This is a genomic window from Sphingobacterium sp. UBA7253 (assembly GCF_002472745.1).
GTDB lineage: Bacteria > Bacteroidota > Bacteroidia > Sphingobacteriales > Sphingobacteriaceae > Sphingobacterium > Sphingobacterium siyangense.
Window position 1 is genome coordinate 40,209 of record NZ_DKSP01000028.1, and the last position, 25,286, is coordinate 65,494.

Sequence of the window (25,286 nt, forward strand, 5' to 3'; positions counted from 1 at the left end):
AGAACGCTATTTTTTTTGCTTTAATCCTTATTGTCCATTATAGCTGGGAAACACGGATTGTATTTGTTTTACCTTTTTCGATTAACGGTGTCGAAGCTGTATTGATAATGATAGATCCAGGTTTAACGTAGTTATTTTTTACAATAAATTTGTTAACATCATGGATAGATCCATCCGTGCTTTCGAACTTGTCGTAGATAAAAGTTTTTACTCCCCAAAGTAGGCTGAGTTGTTTCAGTAATTTTTGTGTTCCTGTGAAAACTAAAATATCTACATTTGGTCTATAACTTGTAATTTCAAACGCTGTTGCACCAGATGATGTCAATACCGCAATTGCAGATGCATTTGTTTTTTGAGCAAGGTAAACCGAAGAAGCGCAAATCGCATCCGGAATAAGTGTTCCGTCGTGGATTTCACTAACTTTCTCATTATAATAAGGATAAGAAGTTTGTTCCACGTGGATAATGATTTTGCTCATTGTTTCGATAACGATTTCAGGGAATTCACCGACTGAAGTCTCGCCACTTAACATCACAGCATCCGCTCCATCCAATACGGAGTTGGCTACGTCATTTACTTCAGCACGTGTAGGACGTGGTGTAGTGATCATACTTTCCAACATCTGTGTCGCAATGATCACTGGTTTTGAAAGATCTCTACATTTCTGTACGATGATCTTTTGAAGTCCTGGTACCTCTTCCATTGGAAGCTCAACACCCAAATCTCCACGAGCAACCATAACAGCATCTGTAGCTTCGATAATTGCATCAATATTTTCAATCGCTTCTGGTTTTTCAACTTTTGCGATTACACGTGCATGGCTTCCTTTTGCCTCGATGATTTTTTTACATTGAAAAATATCTTCTGCCGAACGGACGAAAGACATAGCGATCCAGTCTGCACCATGATCCAAGGCAAAATTCAAGTTGTCTAAATCTTCTTCGGTCAACGAAGGGATCGATACTTTAGTATTTGGTAAGTTAACGCCTTTACGTGAAGTAAGGACACCTCCGTGTACAACTTCACAGGTAACAGTGTCTTTATGATTGGTCTCTAAAACACGAAGTTGAAGTTTTCCGTCATCAAGTAAAATGATTTCGTTGGCTTCAACATCGTTTGGAAAGTTTTCGTATGTAATGTAGATTCTGTTTTCGTCTCCGATAAGTTCGTGTGTTGTGATTTCAACTTTTGAACCATTCACGAGAACAGCGCCACCTTCTTTCATTTTTCCGATCCTAATTTTTGGACCTTGTAAATCGGCTAAGATGGCAACATTGAATCCTGTTTCATTATTTATTGCATTTATAGTTTCGATTACCTTAAGGTGATCTTCCTGGCTGCCATGAGAGAAATTCAACCGGCACACATCAACCCCTTTGGCAATCATGTTGGTCAAAACTTGTTTGTCTGCCGAGGCAGGGCCTAATGTTGCGACAATTTTAGTCCTTTTTTGAACTTTTTCCATCTGTTATTTTGTATTTTAAATGTTCTTCATTAATCACAACAAATAGCTCACTATATTGTTGTGTTTTGTCAAAACTAAATCGAATTAATTTAGATCTAAACTGGGGTGTATTTGCTACACTAACCTACAGTTTGCTAAAATATGAGATTTTCTTTAGATTTCAATATTTTTGGCGATATTTCTTTTGCAATGACAACTTCGGGTAATTTGCTGATCCTTTTGATAATATGTTCCACGTCATCCTCACAGATGTAGTTTTTGATAATGATAAAAAAATCAAAGTGGGGGTTTTCGGGAATTAAATAAGTTCCTTCGATGCTCTTATTGTTGATAAGAAAATATTCCGTATCAGCATCGGGGATAAGGTAATGAAAAGCAGTGAAGTGGTAGCTTATTTTTTTCTTTGTGTCAAAGATAATATGATATTCAAGTTCTTCTTCGGGTTTGTTTTTTTGTCGGCCATCATGGTCGTATTTACTTTCTTTTCCTCTGGAAAAATTCAGATTAGTCTCCTTGTTGATAAAATGGCAGAGTCGGTAATCTTTCAGAGAACAGGTGATGGCGAGTAGGGTAAAATCCAACTCTTCGTCCATATCCATATCTAATCTTGCTACTAACTTATTGACCACTTTAATGCTTAAATATATGCTCCTCTGCTAACGAAGGTACTAATAAATTTAAGGTTGGAATATACTTTTTGTGTAAAATTTGAGTTAATTAGCTGAGCGTTTGGAATACAAAATATTTTTTGTTATACTTGAACTAAGTTAATATAGAGTGGGTTAGCTAGTATAAGACGCGAATAAGTTCGGTCGCCTAACGTGGTGACTTTCATCTAAATATCAATTTAGGTTTGAATTTTGATGAAATTTATTTTTCTTTGCACAGATTTATTAAACAATTAAACTATAAAATCATGTCAGATATCGCTTCAAGAGTAAAAGCAATTATCGTTGAAAAATTAGGTGTTGACGAAAACGAAGTAACACCAGAAGCTTCATTCACTAATGATTTAGGTGCTGATTCACTTGACACTGTTGAGTTGATCATGGAGTTTGAAAAAGAATTCAACGTTGCTATTCCTGATGATCAAGCAGAGACTATTGGTACTGTTGGTCAAGCAATCGCTTATTTAGAAAAAAACGTTAACTAACTAATTTAATTAGGCTAATCGTAATAAATGGAGCTTAAAAGAGTAGTAGTAACAGGATTAGGCGCCCTTACACCAATTGGAAATACCGTCTCAGCTTACTGGGAGGCGTTAATAAATGGTGTAAGCGGAGCTGCTCCTATTACGCATTTTGATGCGTCAAAATTCAAGACTCAGTTTGCATGTGAGGTAAAGGGGTTTGATCCGCATGAATTTATGGATCGTAAGGAAGCTCGTAAAGTCGATCCTTTTGTCCAGTATGCAATTGCGTCAACAGATGAGGCAATTAAAGATGCTGGCTTAGATTTTGAAAAATTAGATACAAATCGTATCGGAGTAATTTGGGGCTCAGGAATAGGGGGGTTAACAACTTTCACTGAAGAAGTTGCAAACTTTGCAAAGGGAGATGGAACACCTCGTTTCAATCCTTTCTTCATTCCTAAGATGCTCGTTGATATTGCTCCAGGACATATTTCAATGCGTCATGGTCTTCGTGGGCCTAACTTTTCTGCCGTATCGGCTTGTGCCTCGGCTACCAATGCAATGATAGATGCTTTTAACTATATCCGTATGGGCAAAGCTGATGTGATTGTTACGGGTGGATCAGAAGCTACAGTTAATGAGGCCGGAATTGGTGGGTTCAATGCTATGCATGCTTTGTCAACCAGAAATGACGACCCTAAAACAGCCTCACGTCCTTTTGATAAAGATAGAGATGGTTTTGTTTCGGGAGAGGGTTCAGGTGCCTTGATCTTAGAAAGTTTGGAGCATGCCTTAGCACGTGGAGCAAAAATCTATGCAGAGATTGCAGGGGGTGGAATGAGTGCTGATGCGCATCATATCACAGCATCGCATCCTGAAGGATTGGGCGCAAAACTGGCTATGACAATGGCTGTAAATGATGCAGAGATGGATTTTTCAGATATTGATTATATCAATGTTCATGGGACTTCTACACCGGTCGGTGATATTAGTGAAACGAAGGCTATTGTTGACCTGTTTGGTGAACACGCCTATAAATTGAATATCAGTTCAACTAAATCAATGACAGGGCACCTTTTGGGTGCTGCAGGAGCTATAGAAACTATCGCTTCTATATTGGCTGTTCAAAATGATATTGTCCCTCCGACAATCAATCACTTTACAGACGATCCGGAAATTGATAATAACTTGAATTTTACATTCAACAAAGCGCAAAAACGTATAGTTAATGCGGCGTTGAGCAACACATTCGGTTTCGGTGGCCACAATGCTACTGTTATTGTGAAAAAATATAAAGCTTAATGTTTGATCCTTCAAACATGGTTTGATAATATGAGCTAGCGACAGGTTCTTTAACTAGGACTTGTCGCCTTATTTTTAGAAGAGATGCCTTTTGCAAGGATATATAAATTATATTTTTCGCCAGATCGGGAATACGTTAGAAAACTAAAAAACCTGCTTGGATTTGTCCCCGGAAATGTACATCTGTACAAGATGGCTTTTAGACACAAGTCTGTTGCCGTTACAATTAAAGAGGGCGCCAAGAATAGCAACGAACGTTTAGAATTCTTGGGTGATGCTGTTTTGGGTTCGGTTGTGGCTGAGCTGTTATTTAAGAAGTATCCTTATAAAGATGAAGGGTTCCTGACTGAAATGCGCTCAAAAATTGTCAGTAGAGCGAACCTAAATCAACTTTCTAGAAAGTTGGGTTTTAATGAGCTTATCCAGTTTGATGCGCGAATGATCAGTTTTCCGAATAAACAGGGATCCTTATTGGGTGATGCTTTTGAGGCATTGGTAGGGGCAGTCTATCTGGACAGGGGCTATGTTTTTACAAAGAGCTTTTTGTTGAATCGAATTATTAAACCGCACGTCGATATTCATCTATTGGAACAGACGGAAACAAACTTTAAGAGTCGATTGATTGAGTGGTGTCAACATACTGGCAAAGAGATCGTATTTCGGCAAACAGACAATCCGGAAGGAGAGTCTTCTAAAATGTTTAGTATTGAAGCGGTCGTTGATGGTATTGTTTGTGGACTTGGCCGTGATTTTAATAAGAAATCTGCAGAGAAATCTGCAGCCGAAAAAGCCTGTGAATTCCTTAAAATTCTAGAAGTAGAATAAAGGATTTTATTAACTTTGCCAAATATGGCAGTAGTAAAACCTTCTTTGGCAAAAGGAACGCGTGATTTTTCACCTTCCGAAATGATCAAACGTAACTATATTTTCGATACACTGAAAACGGTATTCAGAAAATATGGCTATAATGAAATACAGACCCCTTCATTTGAAAATTTGACAACCCTTACCGGTAAATACGGTGACGAGGGTGATAAATTGATCTTTAAGATTCTTAATTCGGGTGATTACTTGGCGAAAGCGCCAGATAACCTGCTTCATGATAAAAATTCCAATAAGCTCATTCCTCATATATCAGAGAAAGCATTACGATATGATCTTACGGTGCCGTTTGCACGCTATGTTGTGATGCACCAAAATGATATTACCTTACCATTTAAGCGTTTTCAGGTGCAACCTGTGTGGCGTGCAGATCGTCCGCAACGCGGAAGATACCGTGAGTTTTATCAATGTGATGTCGACGTGGTCGGGTCAGAAAGTTTATTGAATGAAGCTGAATTTATTTTGATTTATCAAGAAGCCTTCGAACGTTTTGGACTGAAAGATTTTAATATTAAAATCAACAACCGGAAAATTCTTTCAGGTATTGCTGAAATCATCGGAAAACCGGAACTGATTGTGGATATGACTGTCGCGATCGATAAATTGGATAAAATCGGGTTGGAAGGTGTCAACAAAGAATTGTTGGAAAGGGGTTTCACCGAGGCAGATCTTGCTATTTTGAAACCTATAATTTTATTGGAAGGCTCGAATGATGAGAAACTGTCTTCCTTAAAAACGATTTTAGCAACTTCTGCTGTCGGTTTAAATGGTATCGCTGAGATTGAGGAAGTGTTTGACTATGTCGGCAAATTAGGTGCTGAAGAAAAATTGCTTAATCAAATCATAGATCTGGATATTACATTGGCTCGAGGCCTCAATTATTATACAGGTTGTATTTTTGAGGTCAAGACGAATGAGGTTGCCATGGGAAGTATCGGTGGCGGTGGTCGCTACGATGATCTCACGGGTATGTTTGGTCTGAAGGGGCTGACCGGAGTCGGTGTTTCCTTTGGTGCGGATCGTATCTATGATGTGTTGGAAGAGCTGGACTTATTTCCTATCGGTAAGGCCGATTCTACCAAACTCCTGATTATAAATTTTGATAAACAACTGGAAAGTTACACCCTGAATTTACTCAATAAGCTTCGGAAGGAAAATATCGCTTCGGAACTCTATGCTTCTCCTGTAAAATTGAAGAAACAAATGGGTTATGCGGATGGGAAAGGAATCCCCTACGTATTATTAGTGGGTGACGAAGAGGCTACTTCAGGGCAATTGTCATTAAAGGACATGGAAAGCGGGGAACAGGTAAAGGTAACTGAAAGTGAGCTGATACAAAAACTTCGATAGCAAACAGTTTGCATAAAATAGATTAAGCCAAATGATTATTAAGTCCTTTGGCTTTTTTATTTTCATAAGTTTTTGATTTATTTGATTGTGCCGTTCATTTATTTGTAATCAAATGCTATATACTTTAAATCAAATGTCTTAGAAGTGTCTTAAAGTATAAATAAAATTGATTTTTGGGCAAGGAAATTCGTCCAAAATTATTAGATTTGTAGTCTAGAATAGTAAGAAAATCAAAACTTTGAAATGAGTTCAACACCTATAACAAAAGAGACATATTTGGAGTGGTATAAGTCTATGTTACTTATGCGTAAGTTTGAAGAAAAAGCAGGTCAACTTTACGGACAGCAAAAGATTCGTGGTTTCTGTCACTTGTACATAGGACAAGAGGCTGTAGTCGCTGGAACGATGTCAGTAATCAAACCGGAAGATTCTTTAATCACTGCTTATCGTGATCACGCCCACGCTTTGGCTAAAGGCGTTTCTGCAAATGCTTGTATGGCTGAATTATATGGAAAGATCACGGGTTGTTCAAAAGGTAAGGGAGGTTCTATGCACTTCTTCTCCAAAGAACACAAATTCATGGGTGGCCATGGTATTGTTGGTGGTCAGATTCCTTTAGGTGCTGGTATCGCATTTGCTGAAAAATATCTTGGTACAGATAATGTAAATATCTGTTATATGGGTGATGGAGCTGTGCGTCAAGGTGCATTCAATGAGACATTGAACATGGCGATGTTGTGGAAACTCCCTGTTATCTTCGTGTGTGAAAACAACGGTTATGCAATGGGTACTTCTGTACAACGTACAACGAACATGCAGGATATTTACAAAATGGGCTTAGGTTTCGATATGCCTTCTGCTCCGGTTGATGGAATGGATGTTGTTGCTGTACACAATGCGATGGACGAAGCTGTTCAACGTGCTCGTGCAGGTGAAGGTCCAACATTCCTAGAAATTCGTACGTACCGTTACAAAGGACACTCAATGTCTGATCCAGCTAAATATCGTACGAAAGAAGAACTAGAAGCGTATAAAGACCGTGACCCATTGTTGTCGACTAAACATGCTATTTTAGAAAACAACTATGCAGATGACGCTTGGTTTGCAGAAGTTGAGGCTGATGTGAAAAAGGTCGTTGAGGAGTCGGTGAAATTTGCAGAGGAATCTCCTTATCCAACTGCAGATGAATTGTACAAAGATGTATATGTACAACAAGACTATCCATTTATTTTAGATTAATACTCTTTAACTTGATAATATAATAAAGAATGGCTGAAGTAGTAAGAATGCCGAAAATGAGCGATACAATGACCGAAGGGGTCATCGCGAAATGGCACAAAAAAGTTGGTGATAAAGTAAATTCTGGTGATTTAGTAGCTGAGATTGAAACAGATAAAGCTACGATGGACTTTGAGTCTTACCAAGAAGGAACTCTTTTATATATTGGTCCCAAAGAAGGCGAAGCAGTAGCTATTGATGCTGTTATTGCTGTTTTAGGAGAACCGGGTGAAGATTTTCAAGCATTGTTGAGTGGTGATGCACCTGCTGCTGAAAAAGCACCAGAAGAAACCGAAGAAAAAAAAGCAGAAGAAGTTTCTGGTCCAGAATCTTCGGCTAGTACTGTAACTCCTGAAGAATTGGGATGTACTGTTATTACAATGCCTTTGTTAAGTGATACCATGAAAGAGGGGGTCATTGCGCAATGGAACTTCAAAGTTGGTGATACGATAAAATCTGACGATGCTATTGCTGATGTAGAAACTGATAAAGCGACTATGGAGGTTACAGCTTATGCTGATGGCACCTTGTTATATGTTGGTCTCGAAGCTGGACAAGCTGCAAAGGTAAACGACATCATCGCGATTGTTGGTCCTGCTGGAACTGATATCACACCTTTGTTAAATCAAAAATCTGCACCTGCAAAGGCGGAAACTGCTGAAGCTCCTAAAGCTGATTCAGCTGCTGCTGTAACTGCTGCACCGGTAGCATCGTCTTCAAGTGATGATTCTCGTGTGAAAGCTTCTCCTTTAGCACGTAAAATTGCACAAGAAAAAGGTATCAATTTAAGTGATATCAAAGGTTCTGCAGATGGTGGCCGTATTGTGAAGAAAGATGTTGAATCGTTTGTTCCTGTTGCTGCACAACCTGCGGAGACAAAAGCTGCAGCTGCTCCTGCAACAGAAGCAAAAGCAATCACTTTGCCTACATTTGTTGGTGAAGAGCGCTATACTGAAAAACCAGTTAACCAAATGCGTAAAACTATTGCGCGTCGTCTAGCAGAGTCATTGTTTACAGCTCCACACTTCTATTTGACTGTATCAATTGACATGGACAATGCAATGGCTGCTCGTGCGCAGATCAATGAGGTTGCTCCAGTAAAAGTTTCTTTCAATGATATCGTTGTAAAAGCTGTTGCTGTTGCTTTGAAAAAACATCCTGCTGTAAACTCTTCATGGCAAGGCGATAAAATCCGTTTCAATGAGCATACCAACATTGGTGTTGCAATGGCTGTTGAAGATGGTTTATTAGTTCCTGTTGTGCGTTTTGCAGATGGTAAATCATTGTCACATATCTCTGCAGAGGTGAAAGACTTCGCCCAAAAGGCGAAAGCTAAAAAATTACAGCCTGCGGATTGGGAAGGATCTACATTTACAGTTTCCAACTTAGGTATGTTTGGAATTGATGAATTTACATCCATTATCAACTCACCAGATGGAGCTATTCTTTCTGTTGGTGCTATTCAAGCAGTTCCTGTAGTTAAAAACGGAGCTGTAGTTCCTGGTAATGTAATGAAAGTGACTTTGGGTTGTGATCACCGTGTGGTTGATGGTGCAACTGGAGCTGCATTTTTGCAAACATTGAAATCTTTGGTTGAAAATCCAGTAAGATTATTAGCATAATCCTTTAATAGAGGAATTAAAAGCCACTTTAGTAATAAAGTGGCTTTTTTTATGGCCTTAATTGATTAAGCTCATTCCACAGGAAAGCTTTTTTTACCGATAATTTCTATCGTTATCCGTTTGGTTGAAGGAAGTACAGGTTGTTCAACTCTATAGTGAAAGAGACGCTGTGCGTAAAAAAGGTAACATATACGATGAATAACAATTATTGTAGGGAAAAATTCGTTTTTTTATACTAAAATCTTCATTTTAGCATTATTATCAGTATGCTGGTCCTTCTATTACGAGCTTCAATAATTTGATATTATTTAGGACACAGGAAATAGGGGGTATTTATTGATATACAATACAGAAAACACAAAAATCCGGGAGACTTAGTATAGTGAAATTATTTTTTTTAAAGGGAATGGTCGCTCTTTTGTTTGTATCTACAATGGCCTGTAGTTCAAAAGAGAAAAAACAGAAGGAAGCAGCGATAGCGCAGGCAAAAGTGGATAGCACAAGGCTCGTCTATAATCCAAATAATGCAGATCAAAAGATAGATGCTTTTATGAAAAATCTTCATTCAAAAGCTGCATTCAATGGGAATGTTCTTGTTGCGAAAGATGGTAAAATCTTATATCAGAATACATTCGGCTGGGCCAATTACTTAAAACGGGATAGTCTAAAAATTGATGACAAATTTGAACTCGCTTCCGTTTCTAAACCGCTTACAGCTGTCGGAATTTTAAAGTTAGTAGAGACAGGAAAGTTACGTCTCGATCAAACGATCAATGACTTCTATCCGGATTTTCCTTATCCTGGTATTACCATAAAAATGTTATTGACACACCGTTCGGGATTACCTAATTATGTTTATTTTTCCGAGGAACATTGGCCTGATCGTAAGAAAGGAATGACGAATCAGGATGTGATGAAAATGCTGACTGAATTTAAACCCAATCGCTATGGTGCGCCAGGAGGGCGTTTCTTTTACAATAACTCCAACTTTATGGTCTTAGGGGCCATTATTGAAAAGATATCAAAGCAAGATTACGCTACGTATATGAAAGACAGCGTATTTAATGTTGCAGGAATGACAAATACAGCTGCACTTTCTAAGGCAGTGTATGATAAAATTCCGACTAACGTTATTGGACATGACAAGGTATGGCGAAGATCGGTCGTGCAAAATTTTCAGGATGGACCGCTTGGTGACAAAGGAATTTATAGTACGGTGCGTGACCTTTATCGTTTTGATCTTGCTTTGAGAGATGGACGATTGTTAAAGCAGTCAACATTGGATTCGGCATACCGAGGATATCCGGATGCCAAAAAGGGAATTTTTAGCTATGGTTATGGTTGGCGTACGTTTGAGCATGGTAATGATCATATCGTATACCATACAGGTTGGTGGCACGGTTTTAGACATATTTATGTAAGAGATTTAAAGAGAAACATAGTTATTGTTTTACTTTCTAATATGACAAATGGAAGCTTGGTCAAATTGGACGAGCTTTATAAAATCATGGGAATGCCAGTATTGCGTAAAAATGCGTATAGCAACCATGGTGATTTTATCATCGATGAGTAATTTTTGAGCGATGCTACTTTGAGAATTTAGATTATCTTCTTTATCCTATTGTAACGAGAAGGCAAAGAAGATAATCTACATGCCCTGAGTATGCATGCAACAGGTAAACACAAAAGATATAAAAAGGGATGAAAAAAACATTGATTTTAGGTGCTAGTACCAATCCTTCACGTTATTCGAATAAAGCTGCAAATATGTTGCATAAACATGGGCATGCTATCGTTAATATTGGCTTGAGTGGAGGGGAAGCCGCCGGAGTTCCTATTGAAAAGAAAGGTGATATCCATACAGATATTGATACTGTGACAATGTATCTTAGTGAGCCTAATCAGAAAGAATATTACGATTATATATTAGCGACGAAGCCAAAACGAATAATATTTAATCCTGGTGCGGAGAATGCAGAATTGGAACAGGTCGCTATGGAGCACGGTATTAAGACAGAAAGAGCCTGTACTCTTGTCTTGTTGAGTACAGGGCAGTTTTAGATTTTGGATTTATGAAGCAATTCAACCGATAGGTACTTCGTGATAAAATAATTTGTCAGACCCACGGTATTGCTGTCGAGATTTAGACTTGACACTTTGATGTCACAATGTTCCTTCAAAATGGCCATGGTATAGGAATTTATGGCTTGTTGTATCGGAATCGTGATCAATTCATTTGCTTTTGCAATTTTTCCACCCAACACGATCAATTCGGGATTGAGTAGCTGTATTAAAGATGCAAATGCTTTTCCTAGGTTTGTTCCTAGTTTTGAAATCTGATTTATTGCAAATTGATCACCCTTGTTTGCCGCTTCAATAATATGTGTCGGTGTTAAATGTTGTAATTCATCGGGTTGTAATTCATTTAATTTAGTCAGCTCTCCTTTTTGGATTTCCTGTTTAGCATTGTTGACCAAAGCAATTCCGGAAGCTACGGTTTCCAAACAGCCTCTTTTCCCACAATAGCAAAGTTCACCGTTGTCGATAAAGGGCATATGTCCTACTTCGCCGGAGTAGCCATCACGGCCTAGGTAGACTTCGCCATTGGACACGATTCCTAAACCTATCCCCCAATCCATTAGGATAATTAAACTGTTTTTTGTGTTTTTTGCCAATCCAAATTTCAATTCAGCATAAGCTGCACCTTTAACGTCATTCAGAATGAAGACCGGTTTTTTATATATGCGCTCAAAATAGTTTGTTATGGATTGATTGTCGTCATGTAAAAAAGTCTCGTTAGTACCTTCTTCAGCATTGATTAGTCCTGGCATGCCAATAATAATCCCTGTTAGGTTCTCAGTATCAACTGATTTATCGATAAGATATTGATCAATGATTTGTGTGATAGCGGCTAGATTTTCTCCATTTCGAGATAATTCATTATCCAGCTCAACAGTTTCAGCAATAATGTTCTGGTTGTTGTCCATTATGCTCAGTGTGATGGAGAAACGTTGGAGTTCAATCGATAGCACCTGAAACAATCCATCACATAGCTTATATAAATTGGGTTTACGTCCACCAATAGATTCTCCTTTGTCAAATTGACGGATAAAATCATCTTCCAGCAATTCTGCAATAAGGCTATTTACCGTAGGCAGGCTTAAATAGAGGTTTTTTACAATGTCATTTACCGATACAGATCCTAATTCGGCTATTAATTTTATAATGGAGATTTTGTTGAACAGATTTTTCTTTTCAGGTTTACTCTCCAATTTTTTGTTAATCAGTAAGTTTACGGCTTTAGTCATAAAACGTCAAATTTTGAAATAGAATCCTCAGGGCTTTAATTTAGCAAAAGTTTTGGAATCATTTGGTTATTTTTCTCACTTGACAAGCAAGTGGGCTAATTAGCAAAAAGGGGATAAGATTCCTTATCCCCTCTCTACGTATAAGTTTAGACTATTTGAGTTTTTTTACTCGAATATCTTTAAAGAATACTTCGGTACCGTGTCCTAGAAACCCGATATGACCAGAGGTTCGTTTAAGCCCAGGATGTTGTTTGCCATCCAGGGTTCCATTTTTGCTTGCCTCGGCGATATCCGCATCCACGATAACCGCGCCATTCAGTGTAACTTTGATGCGATTTCCTTTCACCACGATTTCCTCGGAGTTCCATTCACCTACGGGTTTTAAATGACCTTTTTTGGCAGGAACAACTCCATAAATTGAACCGTGATATTGGTATTGCTTTAAGTCTTTATAAACATCTGCACCATCATCAAGTACCTGGATTTCCATGGCCTCATATGCGGCATCTCCCTCCAGAGGAGCGCGTATTCCCACACCATTGTTGGCACCAGGCGTTAATTTGAAGTCGAAGCGATAAATGAAGTCTGCATATTCTTCTTTTGTGTAAAGGTTTCCACCAAATTTTGCATTTGGATACACCCAGATATAACCTTCGTCGTTGACAACATAAGCTTGGTTTTCTGTCCACTTGTCGAGGTTTGTTCCATCAAAAAGTACTTCAAAACCTTCTTTTTTCTCTTGATCGCTCAATTTAAAGATTTGTTTTCTTGGGAATTCCTTGATAAAAAGATCTCTATAATAAACAACTGAACCATGCGCTTGTAACTCAATTTGTTCGGTAGGGAAAATTGATTGGTTTCTATCCCAATAGTTTTCAAGAGGAATATTATCGGTTACTAACTGTCCATTTAACCAAACTGTGACTTTATCGTCTACCATTTTGATTTTAAATGTATTCCATTCGCCAGTAGCATTGTCGGCAACCTTCAACGGTTTGCTTTCATTTTTCTGGTTGTTATATAATCCGCCAGAGCCAACTTGGGCGCCGACTCTTGTATTCGCAATATCCCAAATTTGTACTTGGGGAGTACCTCTCAAGTAGATACCGGCATCACCTTCTATACCGCCATAGTTTTCCAATTTCCAGTCTACCAGCATTTCAAAATCGCCATATTTCTTTACGGTCGCCAGATTATCGCCTTTACCACTGAAGGCAATTTCACCATTGGATGCTGTCCAACCTTTGCGCATGATATCGTCGGCTTTAGCTTGTTCTGCTGCTAAAGTTTTCTCGTTCATTTTACTGCGTTTGATCGGATCTGCTACCAAACCTTTCCAGCCACTTAGGTCTTTACCATTGAACATCGAAACATAACCTTCTTTGATCGGCATTTCAGCGAGATAGCGAACAACAGCTTCCTTAAGGTATCCACTTTCACTACCCGACAATTTACCGATCACCTGTTCAAGAACCTCTCTAACCTTTTTGCCATAGAACTTGTTGTCCATTGCAATGTTCATCGCTACATTGGCCGCAGTTCCGCCAAGTTGCGCGTCGCTCATTAAATCAGCGGCAAAAACTAAAGACTGGTATGTTCCTGTAGGTTGTAACGCAGATAATGCTGCTTTTTTCTGATCTGTGGTTTTGGCAACGTTGAATGCATCTCTTAATAACAAAGTTTTCTGTTCAGGCGTATTCGAAGAAGAAGAAATTGATTTAATTAATCCTCTGTATACCGTATTGAAAAGATTATCGTCTTTTTCTATTCGTGAAAGAGATACCAATTCTGGCAGTGCGTTGGAGGTAGACCAGCTAGCCAAAGACTCAATTGCTGCGGACCGTAGACCTGTATTATTGTTGTTAAGGTATGCAGTTACAGCTTTCAATGACTGGGCGTCACCAAGCCCAGCAAAAATAGGGAAATACTTAGCGGTATTAGGCGCTGCAGACTTCGATATATTAGCGGCTAGTTTTTCTGTTAATCCCTTTGAATTTGTGCTTGACTGAACCACATTGACAATGGCACGTTGCAATAGCACGGCAGATTTATTGTCTGTTGTATTGTTTAACCTACTGAATAGTTCTTCTAAGTCCGATTCCTGAGCTACATTTGGAAGTGCTTTGTTGATCGCTTCTTCGACAGCAGGGTTTGCACTCTTTATGGCTAATACAGCTTTGGATGATGCATTGTTGGAACGTTTACTTAAAATATCCAGCAATTGAATCTTTTTGTCGTCGTCTACAGTTGAAAGTGCATTGTTGACATCAGTTACGACATTTGCATCTTTCGATGAAAGGATCAATGCTTTTACCGAATTGTTGAATTGTTGATCAGCGTTGAGCGCCTGGATTAAGGTATTGGTTTCTTTACCCTGAGATAGTGTATTTAGTGCACTTAATCCAGCTAATTTAGTTACGGGAGACTGTGTTTTATTTACTAATGCCTGGATTAGTTTTAAGCTGCTTGCCGAACCATTGTGGGCTAAGTAGTTCAATACACTTTCTTGCACTTCAGGAGTACCCTTGCTTGCTAAAGCAAGCAAGCTTTTCGCGTCGGCGCCTTTTCCGTATTTTCCGAGTAATTGTAATGCAATGTTACGGTAAGCACCATTATCGCTCTTAACAGCTGCTAACAAGTTCTTTTGTTGTTTCGCTGGGTCGATGGTCGTCAATAATTTAAGCGATGCAATTTGGCCGTTGATCGATTTTGCTTTTTGTGATTCCTGGAAAAACTTGTTTAGGAACTTAACCGCATCTTGGTCGTGTTTATTGTCGATCAATGCTTGAGCATAGTCGATACCAAGTCCTACTGCATCCAATTTGTCATAGTTATAGCCGGCGGCATTTAGTTTTTCCTGGAATAGCGATTCAGAAGCTGTACCTCCGATTTTGCTCAACGCGATCAATGCCGTCCGCTGGAAGCCATCCGAATTATATTTTTGCGTTAATCCTAAAATGGCACTTTCAGCATTTTTATCTTTTAGATCTCCGAGTGCTGTAACCAGGGCAATGGCAGTTTTCTCTGTTGTGGATGCTGCTAAAGCTTTTTCTAAGGCTGCTGTCGATTCAGGGGTACGAATAGAAACTAGGGTTCTCGCTGCTGCATCGGCGAGATAATCGTTTGTCAAACAAGTAGCGACAGCTGGTATAGCTGTATTATCGGCGCATTGACGTAACAGGCGTAGGGCAAAGACCTGATTTGTTGGTTCACTCAATTGCGCTATGGATTTTGCCAATCCTTCAACGAAAACTCTTTTTTGTTGTTCTTTACCAGGCTGATTAACATAGAACGAATAGCTGTTTGCCGCAAATTCTATCGGAGCATTGTTGCTACCTGGTGCTTTAAGTCCTTTGAGGAACGTAACGACGTCATCAGAAGAAAAACCTTCCAGCTCATGCATGGCAAGTAAAAACTTTTCTTTTTCTTCAGCCGGCTGTTGTGCCAATACGTCTGCTATTTTAGTTGCAGTCGTTCTATTTTGTGGTTGCTGAGCGTAGGTTGCACTAGATATAAGAAGCAATACGGTCAGCGAATTGAATATTCTTTTCATCGGGATATCTTTTTAAATAGACCAAGGGCCTCTCATTGGTTGGTGAATTAATCTATTTGCGGCGTCGTCATTAATAAATAGCTCATTTTGAGAGTCATATTTTAGTGATCTGTTCAGTCGCAATGCTGCTAATCCCATATTGACCAAGGTACAAGAACGGTGTCCATTGATCTCATTCAGTGCAAACTTTTCTCTTGTGCGAACGGATTCCAAGAAGTCAGTAATCTGTGGTGCAGGTTCAGGGTACTGTGCAAGTTTTCTTTCCAAATCCGGTATATCTGATTGGAATCCTCGATATAATTTACCTTTTGGACCTTCAATATAGGCTGCCTTTTCATCTTTTGCTTCACCGTCTAAAATGATCTGACAACCATCGGCATAGGTAAATGTAATTCGTCTCCATGTGCCCACGGCATCCGGATGTTGCTGCGGAGCATCAACGTCGACGGTAATCGGACTTTCGTTGTCTTTACCTAAGAAGTATTGAACAGGATCCATATAATGTTGCCCCATATCTCCTAGACCGCCACCATCATAATCCCAATATCCTCTAAAAGTGGTATGCACGCGGTGTTTATTGTAAGGCTTATATGGCGCCGGACCTAACCAAAAATCGTAGTCAAGTTCAGCCGGTACTTTCTCCTCTGGTAAATTTTCCTTTCCTACCCAATAGAACTTCCAGTCAAATCCGGTATGTTTGCTTATTGTAACTTTCAAAGGCCAACCTAACATGCCAGTATCAACTAATTTTTTGATTTTGCTTACTGGAACATTCATTCCATAAAAATCATCCTTGAAACGAAACCAGGTATTTAAACGGAAGATATTGCCATGTTGTGCAATGGCTTCTTTCACTTTTTTACCCTCACCGATAGTACGTGTCATTGGTTTTTCACACCAGATATCTTTTCCTGCTTTTGCCGCTTCAATGGACATCAGTCCATGCCAATGTGGTGGAGTAGCAATATGCACAATATCTACTTCTGGAGATTTAATCAACTCCCTAAAGTCATGGTATTCCTTCACACCACCGCCTAAGTCTGCTTGTGCTGCCGCTAGATGGGTTTTGTCCACATCACAAATGGCTACTGTTTTAGTTCCGGCGTAGCCAAAGTGTCCACGGCCCATATTGCCGACACCAATTACACCTTTGGTTAGATGGTCGCTCGGAGCAAGATAGCCCTGTCCTCCGAGTACAAAGCGTGGTACAATAGAAAATGCCGCAGCACCGACCACGGATTTTTTTATGAAATCACGCCTTGATGAATTCTGTTCTTTCATTTTGGTTGGATTAGTTGTTTTATAATTGATCCACTATTAGGCTGTTAAAAATAACGGCATTGGATATTTAATCTTAAAAATAGATAAAAAACTGATAAATGTAAACTGATAACTAAAATTTTACGTATTGTTTATTTGTGTTTTGTTAAAAAATAACAAAAGAATACTGTTGAATTCATTTCTTTCATATATAGCTACCTCATTATTGCCTATGCTGTGTTGTTTTATCTACTAAATTGTTACATTTCAGTGTGGTAGCTATTCGATGTGGTAGACAGAAAAGGACTTGATCTCGATTTTCCTCAATCGTTTTCGTAAAAGAGGCTTGATTTCAGGAGAATAATCCAGCATCTTTATGGTCGCTCTGATAGCATTAAATCCTAATGATGAATCTAAGAATACTGTTTTTACTCGTTTGCATCCTATGCCAGCCATTTGGAGGATCAGCTCAATTTAGAATTCCAGTGTTGGGCCATACGATTTATGAAGGAGTGTTTACTGGAAATGGTCTCCTGGGAACGATGACTTACTTAGCCGGTAAGAATTCGATGCGTGTGGATATTGGAAGAACTGATATTTATGATCATCGAGCGAATTCGGCCGATAAATTGTTTGATCAGGCGCGTATGTCGTTAGGTCATTTTGAAATAGAATTTGAACGCCCGATTGTGCAGGCACAAGGAGAAATTCATTTAAAAGATGCCTATGCTGAGGCGAAAGTCGGCACAGACCAAGGGATGGTGAGAATTCGGACGACCACCTTATCAAATGACAACATTATTTTGCTAGAGGTATTTAAAAAAGATTTTAACGGGAATTACCATCTTACATGGAAACCCGACGAAGCCATCAGCCCAAGGATGGGATTCAGCTATACGCAAAAACCGAAAAACTATCCGACAAATCCAAAAGGAAGTTTTGGCACCCAAGGCGAAATAAAATATTTTGATCAGCCTCTTCTAGCCGGGGGAGGGTATGTGACGGCTTATTGTGGCAGATCCGGCAAAGAAGTGGATACCTATTTAATTACCGTAGATTATAACCAGCAGGGAACCGCTTATGTCAAAAAGGCGATCAATTATGTTCAGAATTTTAAAGAACAAAAGTTAACGAAGGGACTGGCGTCCCATCGCAAGTGGTGGACAGACTATTTTGTAGCATCTACACTGGAGCTGCCAGATACGGTTTACCAGCAGTTTTATGAAATGCAACTGTATAAGCTTGCCAGTGCAACAAGGTCAGATAAACCCGCTATGGATTTACAGGGGCCCTGGACAAGTCCAACTCCGTGGCCAGCGTACTGGCTTAATCTTAATATGCAACTTGCTTATTCCCCTGTTTTCAAAGCGAACCAGCTCGGTATTGCAAACTCGTTGATCCAGATGATTGATCGGAATAAAGATAATTTAAGACAAAATGTTCCCGAGCCTTATCGCTATAACAGTTTGGCTGTAGGTCGCTCCTCGGGGCCAAGCTTATGGAGTCCTGTTCTTCTGGCAAAAAATGTTTCATTGGATGCGGCTTCCGATGGTGAAAAGGAGCTAGGTAATCTCGTATGGCTGTTGCATAGTTATTATCAATATTATCGAGCGACCCTGTCGCAGGAAGTATATGATCGCTTATTTCCGCTACTGAAGGAAGCGATAAATTATCATTTGCACTTATTGGAAAAGAATCAAGCAGGAAAATACCATATCGGTGTGAAAACCTATTCACCAGAATATTCAAAAGGGTATGCTTATGATACAAATTATGATCTTTCTATTTTCAAATGGGGGCTCAAGACGCTTATTGAGCTGGATCAAGAAAGAGGCGGCAAGGATAAACTTCATGCTGTCTGGACAGACGTATTGGCCAACTTGATTGATTATCCAAAAGATGTCGATGGCTTTATGATCGCAAAAGATCTACCGTATGGCGAGTCGCATCGTCACTATTCGCACCTAATGATGATTTATCCTTTTTACGATATAAACTGGGATCAGGTAAATAATCAAGCTCTTATTGAGCGCTCTATTGCACATTGGCAGAGCAAAAAGCAATGGTTGCAGGGCTATTCATTTACAGGTGCTGCCTCTATGTATGCCATGATGGGGAGAGGAGATTCGGCTTTGGCTTCGCTGGATGTGCTATTGCAGAAATATATTAAAGCCAATACGCTATATGCTGAAAGCGGTCCGGTGATAGAAACCCCACTGGCAGCGATGGCCAGTATTCAAGAATTGTGTATGCAGTATTGGAATGGTGTATTACGCGTGTTTCCTGCTATTCCTCATAAATGGAAGGATGTTTCCTTTACCAATTTTTTGACAGATGGTGGAAATCTCGTATCAGCAGAGCGAAAAAATGGAAAAACGGCCAACATCCGGATCAAAAGTCAATATGGAGGTCGTCTACGTTTAAAATCCGATATCGGAATACCAGAAATAAAGATACAGGGAAAAGGTACGTTTGATATAAGGAGAGATGGAACAATTGATCTGAAGCTTGATAAGGGAGCAATCGCTTTGATTAATGTACATTGATAAAAGGTAAGTTAAAGAAATTACGTTGAAACTGGATATTCAAGCTCCTTGAGCCAATTGCTTAAAATTCCTCAATCAATTGAAATAAAGAAAGCATATTATTTAGGTATAAAATTGAAGCGCTAATGCGCTGATCAAATAAAAATATAAGAATAGAAAATAATGAAATTAAAACAACTTTCCGTGTTATTATTGACCGTTTTGGGTACTTCGACTGTCGTTCAGGCGCAAACGGCAAAACCGAATCTATCCAAGGCGTTTATTCAGCAGCAGCTAGATGCTGCAGCGAAGCAAATAAAAGTCCTGGCGAGCGAAACTCCGGCAGAAAAGTTTCCAAAAACTTTCGAAAATGGCAAAGAGGTATTTTCTTCGTCGAGCTGGTGGTGTTCGGGGTTTTATCCAGGGACATTGTTGTATTTATATGAAGGTACCAAAGATGAAGGGCTGTTAAAGAAAGCAACCGAGAAATTGACCTATCTAGAAAAAGAAAAGAACAACAAGGGTACACATGATTTAGGGTTTATGTTATTCTGTAGTTTTGGAAACGCATTGCGTCTCACGGGTGATAACCAAAAGTATGGACCAGTACTCAGCACCGGCGCCAATTCCTTAGCATCTCGCTATAGTCCAACTACCAAAACGATTCGTTCTTGGGATCACGGATCATGGCAGTATCCGGTTATAATCGATAATATGATGAACCTGGAGTTTTTGACACAGGTGTCTAAAATGACTGGAGATAAAAAATTTTATGATATTGCGGTATCTCATGCTGAAACAACCTTGAAAAATCACTTCAGAAAAGATTATAGCTCATACCATGTGATCGATTATGATAAAAACACAGGTAAGGCGATTGGTAAAAAGACCCATCAGGGCGCATTTGATGAATCGGCATGGTCAAGAGGACAAGGATGGGCGCTGTATGGTTATACCATGATGTACCGCGAGACAAAGAAGAAAGAATTTTTGAAGCAGGCCCAGCAAATCGCAAATTATATCCTAAGCAATCCGAATTTGCCTGCTGATCTGGTTCCTTACTGGGATTTTGATAAAGATAAAATTGCGCAGTCAGATAAAATGTATCCGAATAAGGATCTGCGGGATGTATCTGCGGCGGCATTATATGCGTCTGCTTTGTTAGAGCTCTCACAATACACAAAGGGAAGTGAAGCTTTGAATTATTTTGATAAAGCAGAAACGATTCTTAAGAACCTGTCGAAGGCACCTTATCTGGCACCTTATGGTCAAAATGGTGGGTATATCTTACAACACAGTGTTGGAGCGCTGCCATTAAATTCGGAAATCGATGTGCCGTTGACCTATGCCGATTACTATTATGTGGAGGCCTTGGTTCGTTATCAGCGCCTATTGTCCGGAGAACCTATGATCAAAGAGATCGCTAAATAAGGTTGTCAACAGTTAAAAGCTTATTTTAGTGGGATCGGATCGTTTAAAAAATGATTTGTTTTAAGTAAGGCTCAAACTTGATTAAAAACGTAGTTAAAGCTAAAAGACAGAGGTGGCATAGCCACCTCTGTCTTTTTATTGGGAATTACAGCGTTTATTGAGCATTACGGGGACCACGTTCGATATAACAGGGTTTAGCTATTCTGGTTGGTCGTAGCGGTTTGTTCCGACGGATTGTATCCAAACTGTTTTTTAAATTCCTTACTAAAGTACTTCCTGTCCGAAAACCCCACAGCATAGGCGATCTCACTGATGTTCATGTCAGAATTCAGTAGTTCTTTCGCTTTGTTTAGCCTATACGTTTTAACATAATTATTGAGCGATAAATTGGATATTGCCTTCAGTTTACGATAGAGAATTGGAGCGCTCATTCCCATTTTACGTGATATAAAATTAACATCAAAGCCATCTGACTGGATATTTTCTTCGATCAACTCATTTAGGGATGAGATGAATTGCGCATCAAGTTCATTGTCGAATGAAGCTGTTTTGACCTGAAATTCTTTACTCTTTTTCTGGCTGATAGCCATGAGATTCTGAGCGGAGAGAAATAGTTGTTTATTGTCGAAGGGCTTTGTTAAATAGATATTTGCACCCTGCTCCAGGGCTAAGGTTTGTGAATGGCTGTCTGTTACGGCTGTCAACAAAATGAACGGAATATGGCTTGTCACCATATTTGTTTTAACGGCCTGACACAGTTGGGCTCCATCCATATAAGGCATCATCAAGTCTGAAATAATCAGGTCAGGGATATATTCCAATGCTTTGGAAAGAGCTTCTTCGCCATGATCAGCCGTAATGATTGTGTAGGTGTCCTGAAACAGACTGACTACCGTTGCTAATAATTCTTTGTTGTCTTCTACAATTAAAATAGTTTGTTGCAAGGAAGTATCAAGCGTGCTTGGTACCAGTATGCTAACGTCCTCTGTTTCCTTTGCAAGGAGGCCTATTGCTTGCGGCTCTACTTTCTCGCCATCTTGTTTCAGTAAGGTTACCGTAAATACCGTCCATTTTCCTTTTTCATCCTCCTTCGAAAAACAACGAATCTCTCCCTTGTGTTGCTGCACAATTTGTTTGGTAAGTGCCAATCCAATGCCTGTGCCGATTGCATCATTAGCTTGTTCTTCACGATAGTATTCTTCAAATATTTTGAACTGATTGTCTGTGGCAATACCAATGCCACTATCAACTATGTTTATGGAAAATGAGTCATCGCTTTCGATCAGCTCAAGGTAAACGGTACCATATTCGGGTGTATATTTGATGGCATTGGATAGTAGATTAAACATCACTTTGTCAAACTGCAGGGTATCAATGGATTGTAATCCTATTGCATCCAACTGACGTATATAATAGTTGAGATGTTTTGTTTTGGCAAGGTCATTCAGTAAGTAGAACGTATCTTCTATGTATTCTCTAAAAGAGATGTCGGTTTTCTTCAGTACAAAGTGTTTGTCATCGAATTTTTTAAAGTCCAGCAGCTCGTTGATAACACCAAGGAGCTTACTGGCATTCTTTTTTATCCGTTTTACTTTGTTTTGTGTAGAAGTCAGATTGGCCGTTTCGGAAATAATTTCGTCTAATGGAGCTGTAATCAAAGTCAACGGTGTGCGAATTTCGTGCGATATCTGTGTAAAGAATTTTATTTTCTTTTCCTGTTCCCGTTCTGAATTGATCAACATCTCACGTTCGACAACAAACTTGATGACAAAATGTACACCCAAGGTAAATAAGCCGGCATACAACAGATAGGCCCACCAGGTTCTCCAAAAGGGAGGTTTAATATCGATATTGATCCGTAGGGGTATACTGCTCCAAATGCCATCGTTGTTACTGGCGAATATGGTCAAAGTATGCATTCCGACTGGAATATTGGTATATCGTATTGACGGAGTACTTGTTTCAACCCAATCCTTGTCAAAGCCATCAAGCTTATATCGGTATCTATTCTTTTGTGGTTTGATGAAATTAGAACCTGAGAAATTAATCGTAACAAAGTTTTCATCATGTCGGAGTTTGAGCTGATAGCTGTTGTGATCGGTCGTTTTCTGAAGCCGTCCGTAGTTCAAGGGTGTCTCTTCGAGAAAGATATTTCGGAAGAGTACCTCGGGGATAGTCTGATTGAAAGTTATTGTTCGGGTATCCAGGGCAACTACACCATTGAGTGTTGTGACGAATAGTGTTCCTGTTTTGCTGGCAAAGACTTTGGCTCCAAGTAGATTTTTGACCGGTAAACCGTCATATTGATTCAGGAGGTAGCTATGTTTTGTTTTGGGATTATAGCATATTAATCCATTTTTACTGGTAAGCCATACCTGATTGTTCACAAAGATGGGCCAGCCTAGCGAATTGTTCGGAAAGCGAGATACCTTGGTTAAGTGATCATGCTGATCAAAATGATATAAGTATTCTTTGGATGTCAGCCAGATGTCCCCGTTCGGATGAACATAAAATCCGCCTAGCGTCAATGTATCTAGCTGTTTTATTGGTTTTATGTTTGATTCATTCGGTTTTTTGCGAAAAAGTGTACCTCCTCTGAGCAAATAAGTATGCTGTTTATTGTCCGCTTGGATATCATCAATTGTACCTGTTTTTAATGCAGCGTTATACGCTGCAGGTTTTCCAGGATCGACGATGTAAAGCCCTTTATTGGTTCCGAGGTAAATGCGATGTACGGGATCGACGTAAATGCTATAAATATTGTTTTTGAGGTTTAGGAGATCTTTTTCCAGGTAAAAGTGTTGTGTGTTTCCAGATTGTGCATCGATAATGGAATAACCGCCGCCGTACTGTGCTGCATAAATTTTGTTATCTCTAACGTATAGATCCTTGATCAGGTTTGACTGGGTTAATTTAGACAAAGGAGAGGTGGTTTCTGTTCTTTTGTCAATTTTGTTGATTCCTTCTTCTTCTGTTCCAATCCAAAACGCATTTTCTGACTCTGCGAAACTGCCGGTGATATCGCTATTGAGGCTGAGACCTGGACGCGAACGTGTTGAATAATGCTGTATGGGGATCAGATCGGGGTAGATGGCATTGATTCCTCCAAAATAAGTTCCTATCCAGGTGATCTGTTGTCGATCAATAAAGATATCATAGATAGAGTTTTGACTCAATGAGTTTTTGACGGAGGTATTATGTTTATAGTTTAAGAAATGTGGTGTCCCGTTAAAGATGGAGAGTCCTTTTAGTGTTCCAATCAGTAGTTCTCCTTGTTTAGTTGGGACAATTTTCCGGATGTTATTGCTGAGCAGATTGCTATTTGTTTCTGTTAGGTTATTCCATTTTTTATCAACGAAGTTGTATTGGAATATTCCATGCAATTTTGTACCAACCCACAGGATGTTTTTATGAAGATACATTGTGCTGAAAATCTGCTCTTTTAACGGCAGGGGAGATGCTATAAGATTCTGGTTCGTAGAAATTTGATTATTTTTCAAAGAAAAAGACGTTATGCCATTCATGCTCGCCATGATATAGGTTTCTGGTCCTGTCTGAATAATCGATTGTACTCGGGATTGGTTAATGAGTTTTTTGAGATTGTAGGTACCTGCTGTGGGGATAGCCTGATAGAGACCTTTGTCGGTGCACAGAAATATTTTGTCTGAAAGGAGCTGTATGTCGGCGACAGTAATTTTTTCTTGAAAAGGTTTTCCTTGTTTAAATACCGCTTTGCGTTTGTCGATATCGAAAATAAATAACTGCGTTGCTGTAGCAATGAAAAGGTCATTATTTGCGTTGATGGCAATCTTGTTAATGTAATCTACCTTTTTAAATACGGTATCCTGTACGAGAATATTAGTGATATTCTGGGAGTCGTATACAAAAAGGTTGGCTCCGCCGCCGAACCAAAGTTTACCTTGTTTATCTTGAGCAATTGTTAATACCGCCTGTTTATCCAATACGTTCTCCTGGCTTAGTGTCTCAAATTTTAAATTCTGTGCATGACAAAGGGAAATGATGGATATCAACAGCAGAAATTGTCGCGATAAAATAGGTAGTATGCTCATGGTTATGGGGTATTTGTGTCAAATTTAAGATTTTACCCCCAAATATTTATGAATTTTACCCCTCTTAATTTGCTCATAAACCCATCTTTGACCTATTAAACAACCAAT

At 39.3% G+C, this 25,286-nt stretch carries 16 protein-coding genes; 10 read left to right on the plus strand and 6 right to left on the minus strand.

All coding sequences use genetic code 11. From position 1 onward, the window contains the following. Positions 1–37: 37 nt before the first annotated feature. Entirely contained in the window at positions 38–1,465 is a 1,428-nt protein-coding gene (gene pyk / locus B2X72_RS02065; protein ID WP_075990855.1) for a pyruvate kinase, read from the minus strand. Between the two features lie 134 nt (positions 1,466–1,599). Continuing rightward, entirely contained in the window at positions 1,600–2,094 is a 495-nt protein-coding gene (locus B2X72_RS02070) for an IPExxxVDY family protein (protein WP_232475665.1), read from the minus strand. A gap of 287 nt (positions 2,095–2,381) precedes the next feature. On the opposite strand from B2X72_RS02070, the gene B2X72_RS02075 reads away from it, so the two are divergent. The 8 genes from B2X72_RS02075 to B2X72_RS02110 all read left to right on the plus strand — a co-directional run bounded on the left by B2X72_RS02075 (position 2,382) and on the right by B2X72_RS02110 (position 11,092). After that, the gene (locus B2X72_RS02075; RefSeq protein WP_028070665.1) at positions 2,382–2,618 is read left to right on the plus strand and encodes an acyl carrier protein; all 237 of its coding nucleotides are present in this window, start codon (positions 2,382–2,384) and stop codon (positions 2,616–2,618) included. A 27-nt stretch (positions 2,619–2,645) separates the two neighbouring features. Then, a complete protein-coding gene (fabF, locus tag B2X72_RS02080) occupies positions 2,646–3,899 on the plus strand; it encodes a beta-ketoacyl-ACP synthase II (protein WP_046674847.1) in 1,254 nt (417 codons plus the stop codon). Positions 3,900–3,983: 84 nt separating this feature from the next. After that, complete coding sequence (gene rnc / locus B2X72_RS02085) at positions 3,984–4,724, plus strand: ribonuclease III (RefSeq protein WP_088160073.1); 741 nt, start codon at positions 3,984–3,986, stop codon at positions 4,722–4,724. A gap of 24 nt (positions 4,725–4,748) precedes the next feature. Beyond that, positions 4,749–6,131 carry a histidine--tRNA ligase gene (gene hisS, locus B2X72_RS02090; RefSeq protein ID WP_075990858.1) on the plus strand — a complete coding sequence of 461 codons (1,383 nt, stop codon included), beginning with the start codon at positions 4,749–4,751 and terminating at the stop codon, positions 6,129–6,131. Between the two features lie 243 nt (positions 6,132–6,374). Next, positions 6,375–7,370, plus strand: coding sequence for a pyruvate dehydrogenase (acetyl-transferring) E1 component subunit alpha (gene pdhA, locus B2X72_RS02095; protein ID WP_046674850.1), 996 nt, complete (start codon positions 6,375–6,377; stop codon positions 7,368–7,370). A 29-nt stretch (positions 7,371–7,399) separates the two neighbouring features. Further along, positions 7,400–9,031 (plus strand): pyruvate dehydrogenase complex dihydrolipoamide acetyltransferase, encoded by a 1,632-nt coding sequence (locus B2X72_RS02100; protein ID WP_145327177.1) that lies wholly within the window; start codon positions 7,400–7,402, stop codon positions 9,029–9,031. 382 nt (positions 9,032–9,413) lie between these two features. Beyond that, on the plus strand, positions 9,414–10,604 hold the full coding sequence (locus B2X72_RS02105) for a serine hydrolase domain-containing protein (protein WP_145327176.1): 1,191 nt from the start codon (positions 9,414–9,416) through the stop codon (positions 10,602–10,604). Positions 10,605–10,732: 128 nt separating this feature from the next. Further along, positions 10,733–11,092, plus strand: a complete 360-nt coding sequence (locus B2X72_RS02110) for a CoA-binding protein (RefSeq protein WP_286848179.1) — start codon at positions 10,733–10,735, stop codon at positions 11,090–11,092. Here B2X72_RS02110 and B2X72_RS02115 read toward each other — a convergent pair. The 3 genes from B2X72_RS02115 to B2X72_RS02125 form a co-directional block, all read right to left on the minus strand. Continuing rightward, complete coding sequence (locus B2X72_RS02115) at positions 11,089–12,339, minus strand: ROK family transcriptional regulator (RefSeq protein ID WP_286848180.1); 1,251 nt, start codon at positions 12,337–12,339, stop codon at positions 11,089–11,091. The genes B2X72_RS02110 and B2X72_RS02115 overlap by 4 nt on opposite strands. A gap of 151 nt (positions 12,340–12,490) precedes the next feature. Beyond that, positions 12,491–15,892, minus strand: coding sequence for a DUF1080 domain-containing protein (locus tag B2X72_RS02120; RefSeq protein ID WP_286848182.1), 3,402 nt, complete (start codon positions 15,890–15,892; stop codon positions 12,491–12,493). 12 nt (positions 15,893–15,904) lie between these two features. Continuing rightward, positions 15,905–17,173 (minus strand): Gfo/Idh/MocA family oxidoreductase, encoded by a 1,269-nt coding sequence (locus B2X72_RS02125; RefSeq protein ID WP_088160080.1) that lies wholly within the window; start codon positions 17,171–17,173, stop codon positions 15,905–15,907. A 383-nt stretch (positions 17,174–17,556) separates the two neighbouring features. Here B2X72_RS02125 and B2X72_RS02130 point away from each other — a divergent pair, with 383 nt between their 5' ends. Both B2X72_RS02130 and B2X72_RS02135 read left to right on the plus strand, forming a co-directional pair. Then, the gene (locus B2X72_RS02130) at positions 17,557–19,698 is read left to right on the plus strand and encodes a glycosyl hydrolase family 95 catalytic domain-containing protein (RefSeq protein ID WP_286848183.1); all 2,142 of its coding nucleotides are present in this window, start codon (positions 17,557–17,559) and stop codon (positions 19,696–19,698) included. A gap of 162 nt (positions 19,699–19,860) precedes the next feature. Continuing rightward, positions 19,861–21,108: a glycoside hydrolase family 88 protein gene (locus B2X72_RS02135; protein WP_075990865.1), complete on the plus strand. Its 1,248-nt coding sequence runs from the start codon at positions 19,861–19,863 to the stop codon at positions 21,106–21,108. A 194-nt stretch (positions 21,109–21,302) separates the two neighbouring features. On the opposite strand, the gene B2X72_RS02140 is transcribed toward B2X72_RS02135, so the two are convergent. Continuing rightward, positions 21,303–25,178 carry a hybrid sensor histidine kinase/response regulator transcription factor gene (locus B2X72_RS02140; protein ID WP_286848184.1) on the minus strand — a complete coding sequence of 1,292 codons (3,876 nt, stop codon included), beginning with the start codon at positions 25,176–25,178 and terminating at the stop codon, positions 21,303–21,305. Between the last annotated feature and the right edge of the window lie 108 nt (positions 25,179–25,286).